The following is a 14,473-nucleotide window of genomic DNA, read 5'->3' on the forward strand; positions in this document are numbered from 1 at the left end:
CGTGCTGCCGCCCAAATTCGACCTCTACGACCCGGCGGTCGTCGCCGATCCCTACCCGGTCTACGCCGAACTGCGCGCCGCGGGTCCGCTCGGCCGTGGCGGCCCCGGCCAGTGGGTCGTGCCCCGCTTCGCCGACGTGGCCAGGTTCATGGCCGACAAGCGGCTGTCCGGCAACTTCTCCGACGACCACCACCGTCCGACCATCGGCAGCGGTCCGGCCAGCGACTTCTTCCAGCGCGTCATCCTCAACCAGGACCCGCCGGACCACACCCGGCTGCGCCGCCTGATGGGCCGGGCGATCTCGCCGGGACTGGCCCGCGACCTGACCCCGGCCATCGTCCGGATCGTCGAGGAGCTGCTGGCCCCGGCCATGGACGGCGAACCCTTCGACGCCGTCACCGACCTCGCGCATCCGCTTCCGTTGCGGGTGCTGGGCGAACTGGTCGGCATCGACGCCGGCGACCTGACCGAGGTCGGCCGGCGCGCCATCGACGTGGCCAAGGCCTTCGCCGCCGTCCTGGGTCCGGACGAACGCCAGGCCGCCCACGACTCGGTCATGTGGCTGCGCGACTATCTCAATACTCTGCTGGACGAGCGCCGCGCGGCGCCCGGCGGCCGCGACATGCTCTCCCGGCTGGCGGCGGCCCGCGACGGCACTGATGGCATTGATGGCACCGACCGGCTCACCGACGACGAGATCATCGAGAACGTCCTGTTCACCTTGTTCGCCGGCTACGAGACCACGATGAGCACCATCGCGACCGGCTGCCAGGTGCTCTCCGAACTGCCGGACCAGCTGGCCCGGCTGCGCGAGGACCCGGCGCTGGTGCCCTCGGCGGTCGAGGAGTTCCTGCGCTACGACGCGCCGATCCAGGTCAAACTCCGGCACGCGCTGGTCCCGATCCCGTTCGGCGGCCGCGTGCTGCGGCCCGGCCGGATCGTGGTCCTGCTGCTGGGCTCGGCCAACCACGACGAGCGGCAGTTCGACGACCCGGCGCGCATCGACGTCGGGCGGCACCCGAACCCGCACCAGAGCTTCGGCGGCGGACACCACCGCTGCATCGGGGCCGCCTTGGCGCGCGCCGAGCTGTGCGCGGTCTTCGACCGGATCGGCCGGCTGGCCGCTTTGGAGCCGGCCGGGCCCGCAGTGCGGCAGCTGCGGCCCGGGTTCCGGGCCTTCGCCAACGTGCCGCTGACCGTGGTGCCGGCGTAGGGAGAGGCGTCATGAACCAGATCCTTGCCCCGCGCTTCGATCCGCTCGACCCGGACGTACAGCAGGATCCGTATCCGACCTACGCACGGCTGCGCGAGAGCGGCGCGCTGTGTCGCGGCGGCCCGGCGCAGTGGGTGGTGACCCGGTACGCCGACGTGATGGAACTGGTCCGCGATCCGCGCCTGGGCAGCGAATACGACGCCGACTACCACCGCATCGCGCTGGGAGCCGGACCGCTGGCCGATTTCTTCGGCCGGATCGTCCTCAACCGCGACCCGCCGAGACACACTGTGCTGCGCCGGCTCATCGGGCAGGCGTTCACGCCGCTGGCGGTGCGCGAACGCGGCGAGACGATCGCGGCGATCGTCGAGCGCGCACTGGCCCCGGCGCGGGACGGCGCACGTCTGGACGGCGTCGCGGATCTGGCGCACGTACTGCCGATCCGGGTGCTGGCCGACTTCGTGGGCCTGGAACCGGACTGCCTCGACGAAGTCCGGCCACGGGCCCTGGCCCTGTCGCGGGCCTTCGCGACCTTCCTGCCCGAGGTCGACCGACCCGCCGCGCATGAGGCCGTGACGTGGCTGCGCACGCTGGTCGTCGACCTCTTCGAACGCCGCCGGTGCGCCCCGCGCGACGACCTCGTCTCGCGGCTGGTTTCCTCTCAGAGCTCCGCTGACGGCGCGCCGAGCCTGGACGACCTCGTCGACAACGTGGTCTTCCTGCTGTTCGCCGGCTTCGCCACCACCACCGACCTGCTGGCCACCGGCTGCGCGGCGCTGCTGGCGCACCCCGGCGAGCTGGCCCGGCTGCGTGCCGATCCGGCGCTGGTGCCCTCGGCGGTCGAGGAGTTCCTGCGCTACGACGCGCCGGTCCAGGTCAAGAGTCGCCTGACACGCGAGCCGGTGCAGGTGGCTGGACGCACGATCCGGGCCGGCCGCATCCTGGTCCTGCTGATCGGCTCGGCCAACCGGGACCCGGCCAGGTTCCCGGACCCGGACCGGCTCGACGTGGGGCGCGATCCCAACCCGCACCTGAGTTTCGGCGGCGGCGGCATCCACCACTGCGTGGGCGCGGCGCTGGCCCGGGCCGAGGCGGTCGCGGTGTTCGGGCGCCTGGTGCGCGGGTTCGCCGACGTGCGGCCCGACGGCCCGGCGATCCGCCGTCCCAGCCCCAGTTTCCGTGGCTACGCCAGCGTGCCGATGATCCTGACGCCCGCGTAGCAGAACCCTCATTCCAACGCTGCGACCGCCAGGAGGCCTGAGAATGCTGACCGGATGCGTACCCTGGCCGGCCGAGGACGCCGAGCGCTATCGCCGGCTCGGCTACTGGCGCGGACAGGCGCTGGGCGACGTGCTGCGCGACGCGGTCCCCGGCAACGAGGACCGCACCGCGCTGGTGTCCGGCCGCGAGGAGTGGACGTTCGCCGCCGTGGACACCGTGGCCGACCGCATGGCCGCCGGGCTGCACGACCTCGGGCTGCGTCCCGGGGACCGGGTCGTGGTGCAGCTGCCGAACATCCCGCAGTTCCTGACGCTGTCGCTGGCGCTGTTCCGGCTCGGCGCGCTCCCGGTCTACGCGCTGCCGGCGCACCGGGCCAGCGAGATCGAATACCTGTGTCAGATGTCTGATGCCGTCGCCTACGTCGTCCCGGGCCGGTATCGCGGGTTCGACTACCGGAAGCTGGCCCGCGAAGTGTGCGGCCGGGTGCGGCTGGAGCACGTGATCGTGGCCGGCGAGCCCGAGGAGTTCCTCGCGCTGGGCGCCATCGAGGCGCCGGTCCGGGAACTGCCCGCGCCCGACCCCGGCGACGTGGCCTTCTTCCTGCTCTCCGGCGGCACGACCGGGCTGCCCAAGCTGATCCCGCGCACTCACGACGACTACGCCTACCAGCTGCGGGCCACCGCGCAGGGCCTCGGCGTGGGCTCCGGCAGCGCCTACCTGGCCGCGCTGCCGGTGGCGCACAACGCCGCGCTCGGCTGCCCCGGCGTGCTGGGCACCTACCTGGCCGGCGGCCTGACGGTGCTGGCCGGCGGGGCCGCGCCGGACGAGGCGTTCGGGCTGATCGCCCGGCACCGGGTGACTCTCACGACCCTGATGCCGCCGCTGGTGAAGCTGTGGCTGGACGCGGCACCGCTGTTCGACGTGGACGTCTCCGGCGTGCTGCTGCAGATCGGCTCGGCGAAGCTGCCGCTGGAGGTGGCCCGCCGGATCCGCCCCGAGTTGGGCTGCGAGGTCACCCACTGGTTCGGCATGGCCGAAGGACTGCTCACCTACACCCGCCCCGGCGAGCCCGACGACGTGGTCTTCCCCAGCACTGGCCGCCCGATGTGCGAACACGACGACGAGGTGAAAGTCGTCGACGCCGACGGGGTGCCGGTCGGGCAAGGCGAGATCGGCGAACTGGTGACCCGCGGCCCCTACACCATCCGCGGCTACTACCGCGCCGAGGAGCACAACGCCCGCACCTTCACCGCCGACGGATGGTTCCACACCGGCGATCTGGTCCGGCTCACCCCGGCCGGCGACATGGTGGTCGAGGGTCGTATCAAGGACGTGATCAACCGCGGCGGCGAGAAGGTCTCCCCGGCCGAGGTCGAGGATCATCTGCTGGCACATCCCGGCGTGCGGGACGTGTCGGTGGTCGGCGTCGCGGACGAGGTGCTGGGGGAGAAGAGCTGCGCCTGGGTCATCGCCGCCGACGGGGCCGACGCCCCGCTGACGCTGGCCGAGCTTCGCAGGTTCCTGCTGGAGCGCGGGGTGGCGGCGTTCAAGCTGCCGGACCAGGTGGCGTTCACCAAGGAGTTCCCGCACACCCGGGTGGGCAAGGTGAACAAGGCCGAGCTGGCGCGCCTCGCGACCGAGCAGGTGCGAATCGCGGCTTTCTGACTGAGTGGCCTGAACGAGCACCGTGAACGAGCACCGTGAATGAGCAACCTGAGTGAGCAATCAGGGCCGGTCCCTTGAGGACCGGCCCTGATTCGCTGCTGACCTTCTACTCGGGATCGCTGCGCAACTGCTCGGCGACTTCCAGCCATTCCATCGCTATCGCGCACGCCAGATCCGCGACCATGAACGCGCAGTGCGGCGGCAGCAGGTACACCACCGACTCCCAGCCGCCGGCGCCGCCGGCCCGGGTGTCGAGCCAGCGCAGCACTTCGCGGCCGGAGTCGGTGAAGCGGACCGAGGGGTCGCGGCGCAGGCTGCGCAGGACCGTGCCGCGGTCGCGGACCTGGCTGACGCGGCTGGAGGTCCAGCGGCGCAGATGGCGTTCCAGGGTCATGGACTGCGGCCGGACCTCGACGTTGCGCTGTCCCGGGGGCAGCGGGTCCTCGCCGCGGCGCATGCGGTCGCGGACGTCGCGGGCGGTGCCGGGGGAGATGCCGGCCTCGGTGGCCACGTCGCGGACCGAGGCGTCGGGGCTGGCGGCGAACAGTTCGCTGGCGCGGCGGCGGCGGTCCGCGCCGTTCACCGGGCGCGAGCGTCCGTCGCGGCCGATGCGGCTGGTCGGGGCCTCGGGCAGGTCGCCCTCGCGGCGCCGGATGCCGCTGACGGTCTTGGGCGACAGGCCGGTGACGTTCGCTATGGCCCGGTCCGACCACTGCGGGTGCGAGAGCAGGATGCGGGCGGCGGCGGCCTCGCGGTCGGCCAGGGACAGCGGCAGGCCGTGCGAGACGTTGGCCTCGACCGCCATCACGAAGGCGGCGTCCGCCTCGACGTCGCACATCCGGGCCGTGATCGTCTGCTCGCCGCGCAGCATCGCCGCGCGCAGCCGGTGCATCCCGTCGATCACGCGCAGGGTCCGCCGGTGCACGAGGATCGGGGGCAGTTCGGTGTAGGCCTCGGCCAGGATCTGCACGTGCTGCGTGTCCTCGCCGGCCAGGCGCGGCGAGTCGGCCGGGAGCAGGTCCCCGATCAGCAGCTCGACGAGGTCCTCGGAGCCCGCCGGCGCTGCCGGAGCCTGCGGGGCGTCAGAGTCGTCAGAGTCGTCGGGGGTGTCAGAGGTTTTAGATGCGTCAGATGCGTCAGAGGCGTCCGGGGCGACCAGGGTGAGCGCCGGCTGGGTGCCGGCCGCCTTCGCCGCCGCGATCGGGCACGGCACCGGGGGAGCCGGCTGCCATCCGGTGAACGCCGATAAGTCGCCCGGACGATCCGCGGGGGGCTTGGGTGAATCCAGGCCGTCGCCGTCGAACCAGTGCACGGTGTCGCTCAGGATCGCGATTTCACTGAGTCGTGCCATGGGCGGCGGGTTCCTTTCTCGACGACGGCGTGGAGATCGGCACACATATGCGAGGTCTGACCCGGCCAGCATCATCGGCCCGCCTGGTCACGGTCAAGAAGAGTTAATCGTGGTTGAGACGGATATGGTACATATCCCGTCCCCGGCCGGATAATCCTCGGCGGAAGCCGGCCGCACCGCCGCTGGTGAGCGAGTCGCCCAGCCGCAGGCCGGAAGCGCATCCGTATGAGGACTGAAGGGGAAACCCTGATACCGCTACCCGGGACGTTCACCGTCCCGATGAGGAGGCGACACGAATCCGATGGCCGATATTTCGTCAATCTCTGACGAACTCCTGCCACTGCCCGGCGGCCCGCTGCGAGTCTGGCCCGCCGCCGTCCTGCGCGGCGCCGGCTTCCCGGTCGGCGCCCTGGTGGCGCTCGGGGACCCGGACCACGCCGCGGCCGTCGACGCCGGGAGCGCCGACGCCGCCGCGACCGCCGCGGCCCAGGCCCGTCAACACGCGCTGCTGGTCGCCGCCGCCGCGCGCCCCGACCTGCAGACCGCGATCGCGTGGCAGAACCCCGACATCCTGCGCGAATCGATCCGGCCGCTGGCCGCCGCACCCGGCCGGCCGCTGAACCAGTCGGTCCGGCGCAAGGAGCGGATCACGGCGCGGTACCTGGCCCGATACTGTGCGAAGAATGACACCATCGGATTCTTCGGCCCGGTGTGCTGGGTCCGGCTGAATCCGGCCGGACCGCTGGTCCGGGTCGAGCTCGGCAAGGGGCTGACCGGGGCGCGCTCCGTGCATCTGGAGTCCTGGGCGGCGGACGAGCTCGCCGCGGCGTTCTGCGCCGATCCGGCCGTGCGCCGCTGGGTCCCGCCCCGGCCGAATCCGTCCACGTATCTGGCCGATCGCCATCTCTACATCACGCAGGGACCGCCGGTGCCGCTGGCCGAGCCGCAGTGGCTGCTGCTGCGCGCGTGCGACGGCTTCCGGCCGGCCCACGAAGTGGCCGCGCGTCTGGTCGGCGCGGGCATGTTCGCCTCCGAGCCGGCGGTGTACGGTGCGATTCAGGATGCTGTCACGGCCGGCTGGCTGCTCTGGGACCTGGAGCCGCCGACCGCGTTGCGCGCCGAGAGCGTGCTGCGCTCGGCCGTGGCCGCCATCGGCGAGGAGCCGATCAGGACCCGCCTGACCGCGCAGCTCGACGGGATCGAGCAGCATGTGTCGGCGGTCGCGCAGGCTGAGGGCGTGGCGGCCCTCGACGGCGCGCTCGGGGCCTTGGACGCGGCCTTCACAGCGATCACGGCGAAGGCGCCGCGCCGTCGGCCGGGCCAGGACTACGCGGGACGGCGCCTGGTCTTCCTGGATACCGGCCGCGACGCCGCGATCACCTTCGGGCCCGGGCTCCTGGACCGGCTCGGTCCGCCGCTTTCCCTGCTGATGTGGAGTGTGCGGTGGCTGACCTCGCAGGTGGCGGCCAGCTATGAGAAGGCGTTCCGGCACACCTTCGAGGCGATGGGCGGACCCGCGCAGCCGGAGGGGATACAGCTGTCCTTCGTGGTGTGGCAACAGTTCGCCGCCGGACAGCAACAGTTCAAACCGGCGCTGGACGCGTTCGTCCGCGGATGGGAATCGCTGCTGGGCATCGATGCGGGCCTGACGACGGGCTCGGCGGAGGGCCTGACGGAAGTGGTGCGCAGCAGCGCGGACCTGTGGCCGGCCGCCCGCGAACTGTTCCCGGCGTCCGGGCCCGGCTGGATCCAGGCCGGCCAGCACGGCGCCGACATCCAGATCGCGGCCCGGGACGCCGAGGCGCTGGCGCGCGGCGAGGCGCGGTTCGTGCTGGGGGAGTTGCATCCGGCGTGGAACACCCTGGAATCGGCGGTCATGGTCGAACGGCATCCGGACCCCGCGGAGCTGTCGCGGCTGTTGGCGCTCGCGCTGCCGCCCGGCCGGGTGATGCTGGTGCCGGTCAAGGGCTATCCGCGGATCAGTGCCCGGACCGTCTCGGCGATCCCCGACGACCGCCAGTGGTGGCTGTCCCTGGCGCACCACCCGGGCGGCGACCCGGAGCGCCGGACCAGCATGGCCGAACTGCGGGTCGTCGACTCGCCGGAGGGCCTGTGGTGCCGGACCGCGGACGGACGGCGGCGGTTCCGCGTGGTCGACGCGCTCGGCATGGTGCTCGCCGAGCAGATCGTCGACGCCTGCAAGCTGATCGGCGCGCGGCACCGGCATGTCCCGCGGGTCCTGCTGGACGAGTTGGTCGTGGTCCGGGAGTCCTGGAGCATGCCGCTGTCGGAGCTGGAACCGCTGCGGCGGCTGGGAAGCGAGGCCGAGGTGTTCGCCAGGGTCCGGGACCTGGCCCGGCGGCTGGGGCTGCCGAGGTTCGTGTTCGTGTCGGTACCGGGGGAGCTCAAGCCGTTCTATGTGGACCTGACGAGTCCGGTGCTGTCGGCGGTGCTGGCCACCACGGTGCGCCGGACGTCGCAGGACGGGGACCCGGACCGGTGGATCCGCTTCGTGGAGATGCTGCCTTCGCCCCAGGAGGCCTGGCTGCCCGGTCCGGACGGGGAGCGGTATACCAGTGAACTGCGATTGCAGATAGCCGATCCCGGTACGCCTTGGTGAGGTCGGCCCGCTTTTGACGCAGCGGCTGCCACCGCCGCCGCGTTGGACGCGGGTGTCGCCTCTCAGAGCGGCCTTTCGGAGCGGCCTCTCATAGCGGCCGAGCCTCGATCACGCTCATCATGGTCGGCGTGTCGATCGGCACGATGCGCTCGAGCCGCAGCCCGGCCTCGGCGAGCAGCGCCTCGTACTGCGAGCGGCTGCGTTCCTGGCCGCCGGTGGCCACCATCATGTTCAGATCGGCCCAGACCATCCGCCGATGTTCGGCGACCTGGTCGAGCTGGTCCGGCAGCACGACCTCGATCAGCAGCAGCCGCGAGTCCGGGCGCATGGCCTGGCGGCAGGCGTGCAGGATGGCCAGGGCGCGCTCGTCGTCCCAGTCGTGGATGACGCTCTTGAGGACGTAGGCGTCCGCGCCGGCCGGCACCGGATCGGCGAAGAAGTCACCGCCGATGAAGCGATAGCGCTCGGTCAGCTTCTCCTGCTCGATGATCCGCCGCGCGCCGTCGGCAGCACCGGGCCGGTCGAAGACCGCACCGGTCCGCTCCGCCGAGGCGTGCAGGATCGGCGCGAGCAGCGTCCCGTACCCGCCGCCGACGTCCACGAGCGACGTGAGACCGTCGAAATCATAGGCACGCTCCACGGCCGCGGCGATCTGCCGCGTCCCCTCGGCCATCGCCGCGTCGAAGCGGGCTCGCGCCTCACCGTCGAAGGAAGCGAACGGATCATCCACCCCGTCGAGGATCTTCGTCGCGGTGTCCCCGGTCCGCACCACAGCGGCGAACTGCCCCCACCCCCGCAGCGCCCCCTCCCCACCGGTCAAGAGCACCTGATCGCGCAGCCGCACCGGCGAGTCGGCGGCCAACAGGGCACCCATCGACGTCACCCGGAACAGGTCCCCCTCCTGCTCGACGAGCCCGATCGTGGTCAACGCCCGCAACAACCGCCGCACCGTGTCCACCTCGCCCCCGACAGCCCCGGCGACCTTCTCCGCCCCCATCGACCGCCCGGCCATGACATCGGCGAGCCCCAACACCGCGGCCGCATGGATCGCGGGCCCGACCCACCGGCCGGCGAGCAGGTCCCGAAACGCGACCACGTCAGAGAGTTCCGTCATTGTGATCGAACGCCCCTTAGATGCCAGATGTTCACATTGCCCCTGCCACATTAGCTGCCTGATATAGGGCGGTCCAGGATGCGGGGCACCAGCCGCTGAACGCCGCACCCACCGGCCGGCACCCCTGAACCGGTTCCGAAACCAGTTCCGGAACCGGTTGCGTCTTGACCGGTCCCTAACGTGGCCGCAACATTCAAGCCTAGAGAGCGCTCTCACAGGGTTCGCCACCCTCGCCCCACCCCCTGTCCGACCGGGCGCAGCCATGCCCCGTGCCGGAAGACCGAGACCGAGTAAGTGCTCTTCACGTTGGAGGGACAACGCCATGCTCGTCACCGCGCTCGCCGGCCGGGAGGCCCGGCGCTCATCCGGACCGCCGCGGTTCCGTTCGCTGCTTGCGGCGGTCGCCTTGATCGCCGGGAGTTTGACCGGCGCTTTGGCGGTCTCCGTGGCCACGGCTCCGTCGGCGGCTGCTGATACGGCGCCTCCGCCGCCGAGTGGGTGGAGCACCGTGTTCAGCGACGACTTCGCCGGGCCTGCCGGGTCGGCGCCGTCGGCGTCGAACTGGTTCTACGACATCGGGACCGGGTACGGCACCGGCGAGAAGGAGCAGACCACCAGTTCCACCAACAATGTCTACCTCGATGGCAACGGCCATCTCGTGCTCAAGGCGATCAACAATGGCGGGACGTGGACGTCCGGCCGGATCGAGAGCACGCGGGACGACTTCCAGGCGCCGGCCGGCGGTGAGTTGGAGATGAGCGCCTCGATCGAGCAGCCGAACCCGTCCGGCGGGCTCGGGTACTGGCCGGCGTTCTGGGCGCTGGGTTCGCCGATGCGGGCCGGCGGCGGGTGGCCGCAGTCCGGTGAGATCGACATGATGGAGGACGTCAACGGCCTGAATGAGGCCTCGCAGACCCTGCACGACTCGGCCAACAGCCCCGGGCACGCGCTCATCGCCTGCCCCGGCGCCGGCTCCGGCTGCCAGACCGGCTACCACACCTACTCGGTCATCGTCGACCGCACCAACACCAGCGCCGAGCAGATGCAGTTCCTGATGGACGGCGTCGTGGAGAGCACCATCACCGAGGCCTCGGTCGGCACCGCCGCCTGGCAGTCGGCCATCGACCACGGGTTCTTCATCATCTGGGACCTGGCGATGGGCGGCAACTACCCCGACGGCGTCTCCGGCACCACCACGCCGACCGCCGCCACGACCTCCGGCGCCTCCCTGAGCGCGGCATGGGTCGCGGTCTATGAGAAGGGCGGAAACTCCACGCCGACCGGCACCCCCACCGCGACCGGCACCGTCAAGGACTCCCCCGGGCTGTGCCTGGCGAACCAGAACTCGCTGAACACCGAGGGCAACCCGCTGTTCGCCGCGAACTGCGACGGCAGCGCGGGGCAGTCCTGGTCTCCGTACACGGACAGCACCGTCCGCGTCCAGGGCGGCTGCCTCGACGTGGTCTCCGCCGGCACGACCAGCGGCACGAACGTCGACTGGTATCCGTGCAACGGCACCAACGCGCAGAACTGGACCCACCAGGCCAACGGCGAACTGCTGAACCCGAACTCCGGCCTGTGCCTGACCGATCCCGGCGGCAACAGCGCCACCCGGCTGGACCTCGAAGCCTGCACCGGTTCCGCGCAGCAGACCTGGACGTTCCCGACCGGCACCGGCGGCGGCCACACCGTGTCCGTCACCAACCCCGGCAGCCAGACCGGCACCGTGGGCAGCGCCGCGAGCGTGCAGATCAACGCCAGCGACTCGGCGTCCGGCCAGACCCTGACCTACAGCGCCTCGGGCCTGCCGGCGGGCCTGTCGATCAACTCTGCCAGCGGCCTGATCTCCGGCACCCCGACGGCGGCCGGCACCTCCAATGTGACGGTCACCGCCACCGACGGCACCGGCGCCTCCGGATCGACCTCCTTCAGCTGGACGGTCACCTCCAGCGGCGGCACCTGCGGCACGACCAACCTGGCGTTGAACCAGCCGGCCACCGCCTCCTCGGTGGAGAACGCCGGCACCCCGGCCGCCGACGCCGTGGACGGCAACGCCGGCACCCGCTGGTCCTCGCAGTTCTCCGACCCGCAGTGGCTGCAGGTCGACCTCGGCGCCTCGACGTCGATCTGCAAGGTGGTCCTGCAATGGGAGACCGCTTCCGGCAAGGCGTACCAGATCCAGACCTCCCCTGACGGGACGAACTGGACCACCATCTACTCCACCACGTCCGGCCCCGGCGGCACCGAGACCCTGAACGTTTCCGGCACCGGCCGCTACATCCGGATGTACGGCACCGCCCGCAGCACGCAGTACGGCTACAGCCTCTGGGAGTTCCAGGTCTACGGATCCTCCAACGGCGGCGGCACCTGCGGCACGACCAACCTCGCGTTGAACCAGCCCGCCGTCGCCTCCTCGGCGGAGAACGCCGGCACCCCGGCCGCCGACGCCTTCGACGGCAACACCGGCACCCGCTGGTCCTCGCAGTTCTCCGACCCGCAGTGGGTCCAGGTCGACCTCGGTGCCACGCACGCGCTGTGCAAGGTGGCCCTGAACTGGGAGACGGCCTACGCGACCGCCTTCCAGATCCAGACCTCGACCGACGGCACGACCTGGACGCCGATCTACTCCACGACGGCCGGCACCGGCGGGACGCAGAACCTCACGGTCTCCGGCAGCGGACGCTATGTGCGCATGTACGGGACCGCACGCGCCACGCAATACGGATACAGCCTGTGGGAGTTCCAGGTTTTCGGCAGCTGATCAGAGTCTTCGGCAGCGGATCCGAGAACTGATCTGAGTCGGGGCCGACCGGGCGGATGGATCCTGCCCGGTCGGCCCCGAACGATCACAGCTGACAGCCAGTAGGCGATGTCAGGTGATGTCAGGCGCTACCTACTCGCCCGACCGCCCATACCAGTCCACGCACACCACCACGACATCGTCATCGGCTTCGGCCGACCGGTGATCGGCCACCTCGCGCAGGATCGCGGTCGGCACGTCCTCGGCCGGCAGCAGCCCCGAGGAGTTGATCCCGCGCTGGAGCGCCGCGTCCCCGTAGATCTCGCCGGCGGGGGAGCGCGCGCCGTGCGCGCCGTCGCTGACGATGACCAGCCGGTCGCCGGGCAGCACCTGGAAGGTCTGCGGCCGGTACGCGGTCTCCTCGAACATCCCCAGCGGCAGCTGCGCCTCGAGGTCCACCCGCTCGACCGAGCGGCCGCGGCGCAGCCAGATCTGCGGCGAGCCGGCGTCGACCACGGTCACCTGTCCGGTGTCGTAGGCGAAGCACAGCAGCAGGGCACTGACGTACATGTCGCCCCGGTGCTGCGCGTACACGGCCTGGTCGGCCAGGACCGCCTGGTCGGCCAGCCCCAGGCCCGCGCGGCGGGCATTGCGCAGGGCGTTCACGGCCAGCGAGGTCAGCAGGGCGGCGGCGGTGCCCTCGCCCATGCCGTTGACCACGGCCAGGGTCAGGTCGGTGCCGGTGGCGGCCCAGTCGTAGCTGTCGCCGCGGATCGCGTAGGCCGGCTCGAGTTGGGCGCCGAGGGCGTACTCGCGGCGCCGGCTGGAGCGGCCCGGCAGCAGCTGCCACTGCGTCTCGGCGGCCAGGGTGAGCCGGCTGGCGCGGCGGGCCTGCTGGTAGCGGTCGGTGTCGCGCTCGGCGACGACGATCTCGTGCCCGAGCAGCCGGGCGACCGCCTGCAGGCTCTCGACCTCGGCGTTCCCGGGGCTTGTGGCGCTGTCGAAGTCGCCCGCCGGGAGCGAGGCGGTGAGCGTCCCGTGCCGGTCGCCGCGGACCGTCACCGGCACCGTCACGGCCGTGGTGCCGTCGCCCTGGCGCCGCAACTGCGGCTGCTGGCTGGCGAACGCCTTGCCCTCGACGCTGGCGTGGATCGGCACCGTCCCGGTCTGCCGGGTGTCGGTCAGGGGCGTGAGCACCCGCAGCGCGTAGTCGGCCAGGTGCACCTCGACGTCGCCGACGCCCATGGTCAGCAGGACGGCGCGGACGGCCTCGGGCAGCGCCTCGGGATCGGCCGTGCGCAGCGCGCGTTCGACGGTCGGGTAATCGATCACTTCAGTTCCTGATCCTAAGGGCTTGGCTGAAAACCGGGGGAGCGCGCTGGTCGCGTCGGCTCGTGAGTGGCACAGTGGTGGCGTGCACGAGGACCCGCCCCCGCCCGAGACGGTCGCCGAGACGGCGGCCGCGGTCGTGGAGTTGCTGGACGCCCTGCACGGACGGGGCCTGGAATCGCTGCCCGGCGGCCCGGTCCCGCCGTCCCAGCTGCGCGCGCTGCGCGCCATCGAACGGTGCGAGGGGATCAACCTGCGGGCCCTGGCCGAGGCGCTGGGCACCAGGCCGCCGGCCACCAGCCGCCTGTGCGACCGCATGGAGGCCGACGGGCTCGTCCGGCGCACGCCCAGCGCCAGCAGCCGCCGGGAGGTGGAGCTGTGGCTGAGCCCGCGGGCGCGCCGGGTGCTCGCCGAGGTCCGCTCGGCCCGGGTGCGCGAGCTCCAGGAGATCATGCAGAGCCTGCCGGCCGATTCGCTGACGGGCCTGTCGACCCATCTGGGCCGGCTGCGCGGGGCGATCGAGCAGCGGCTCGGGCCCGGGGAACCGGCCGGTGAGCAGGCGAGCAGCGCAGCCTGACCGTCCACTCGTCTCCCCTCGCCGCTCCTCGCCTCCGCCGGACGCGGTGCGCCGGCCCAGGCGACCGCGATGCGCAGGCGCCGCGTCAAATGTTGCCACATGTAAACGATTAATTCTAAAGTCGGTGCGGGCGCCCTTCCCGGCCGCCCGGGACGGCGCGGTCCGCACCATCGGTCCGCACCGTGCCTCCGCCGCCCGCCGGACCGACGCACCGGCCCCGACCGCAGGAACGTGACATGAACCCCTTCGGCCACACGGTCGCCGACCACGGCGACCACGTGCGCCTGGTGCTGGTCGGCGACGTGGACTTCGCGGCGCACTCCACCCTGGCCGCGCTGCTGGTGGACCTGGCCGGCGGCGGCCGCGCCGTGGTCGTGGACTGCGCCGGGGTGACCTTCCTGGACTCCATGGGACTGCGGGCCCTGGTCGAGGGCCGGAGCGCGGCCGCCGCCGCGGGCGCGACGTTCGAGCTGGCCGACCCCTCCGGGCCGGTCCTGCGGGTGATCGAGCTGTCGGGAACCACCGAGCTGTTCCCGCTCCGGGCCCGGCCGGCCGAGGAATCAGAGCCCTGATCTTTTTGCCACCGCCGACCGAGTGCCGCGGGCACCGGCGGGGGAGGAAGATGTCTGGTGGCAGCGCGGGG

At 72.0% G+C, this 14,473-nt stretch carries 10 protein-coding genes; 7 read left to right on the forward strand and 3 right to left on the reverse strand.

All coding sequences use genetic code 11. The features are described from left to right. Window position 1: 1 nt before the first annotated feature. From ABIA35_RS35730 to ABIA35_RS35740, 3 genes are read left to right on the forward strand one after another with little or no spacing between them, the layout of a single operon-like run. Entirely contained in the window at window positions 2-1,213 is a 1,212-nt protein-coding gene (locus tag ABIA35_RS35730; RefSeq protein ID WP_370360883.1) for a cytochrome P450, read from the forward strand. Between the two features lie 11 nt (window positions 1,214-1,224). Then, the gene (locus ABIA35_RS35735; protein ID WP_370360884.1) at window positions 1,225-2,433 is read left to right on the forward strand and encodes a cytochrome P450; all 1,209 of its coding nucleotides are present in this window, start codon (window positions 1,225-1,227) and stop codon (window positions 2,431-2,433) included. A 43-nt stretch (window positions 2,434-2,476) separates the two neighbouring features. Next, window positions 2,477-4,099, forward strand: a complete 1,623-nt coding sequence (locus ABIA35_RS35740; RefSeq protein WP_370360885.1) for a (2,3-dihydroxybenzoyl)adenylate synthase — start codon at window positions 2,477-2,479, stop codon at window positions 4,097-4,099. A 106-nt stretch (window positions 4,100-4,205) separates the two neighbouring features. Here ABIA35_RS35740 and ABIA35_RS35745 read toward each other — a convergent pair whose 3' ends face one another. Then, window positions 4,206-5,450, reverse strand: a complete 1,245-nt coding sequence (locus tag ABIA35_RS35745) for a ParB N-terminal domain-containing protein (RefSeq protein WP_370360886.1) — start codon at window positions 5,448-5,450, stop codon at window positions 4,206-4,208. A 301-nt stretch (window positions 5,451-5,751) separates the two neighbouring features. Here ABIA35_RS35745 and ABIA35_RS35750 point away from each other — a divergent pair, with 301 nt between their 5' ends. Next, window positions 5,752-8,070 carry a lantibiotic dehydratase gene (locus ABIA35_RS35750; RefSeq protein ID WP_370360887.1) on the forward strand — a complete coding sequence of 773 codons (2,319 nt, stop codon included), beginning with the start codon at window positions 5,752-5,754 and terminating at the stop codon, window positions 8,068-8,070. 88 nt (window positions 8,071-8,158) lie between these two features. On the opposite strand, the gene ABIA35_RS35755 is transcribed toward ABIA35_RS35750, so the two are convergent. Beyond that, window positions 8,159-9,184, reverse strand: coding sequence for a methyltransferase (locus ABIA35_RS35755; RefSeq protein WP_370360888.1), 1,026 nt, complete (start codon window positions 9,182-9,184; stop codon window positions 8,159-8,161). Window positions 9,185-9,506: 322 nt separating this feature from the next. Between ABIA35_RS35755 and ABIA35_RS35760 the strand changes: the two genes are divergently transcribed. Next, window positions 9,507-11,945, forward strand: a complete 2,439-nt coding sequence (locus ABIA35_RS35760; RefSeq protein ID WP_370360889.1) for a discoidin domain-containing protein — start codon at window positions 9,507-9,509, stop codon at window positions 11,943-11,945. Window positions 11,946-12,077: 132 nt separating this feature from the next. Here ABIA35_RS35760 and ABIA35_RS35765 read toward each other — a convergent pair whose 3' ends face one another. Beyond that, window positions 12,078-13,256, reverse strand: a complete 1,179-nt coding sequence (locus ABIA35_RS35765) for a PP2C family protein-serine/threonine phosphatase (RefSeq protein WP_370360890.1) — start codon at window positions 13,254-13,256, stop codon at window positions 12,078-12,080. 82 nt (window positions 13,257-13,338) lie between these two features. Between ABIA35_RS35765 and ABIA35_RS35770 the strand changes: the two genes are divergently transcribed. Together ABIA35_RS35770 and ABIA35_RS35775 are read left to right on the forward strand one after the other, a co-directional pair. Continuing rightward, complete coding sequence (locus ABIA35_RS35770) at window positions 13,339-13,830, forward strand: MarR family winged helix-turn-helix transcriptional regulator (protein WP_370343435.1); 492 nt, start codon at window positions 13,339-13,341, stop codon at window positions 13,828-13,830. A gap of 236 nt (window positions 13,831-14,066) precedes the next feature. After that, on the forward strand, window positions 14,067-14,402 hold the full coding sequence (locus ABIA35_RS35775; RefSeq protein WP_370343417.1) for an STAS domain-containing protein: 336 nt from the start codon (window positions 14,067-14,069) through the stop codon (window positions 14,400-14,402). Window positions 14,403-14,473: the final 71 nt, after the last annotated feature.

The organism is Catenulispora sp. MAP12-49, assembly GCF_041262705.1.
GTDB lineage: Bacteria > Actinomycetota > Actinomycetes > Streptomycetales > Catenulisporaceae > Catenulispora.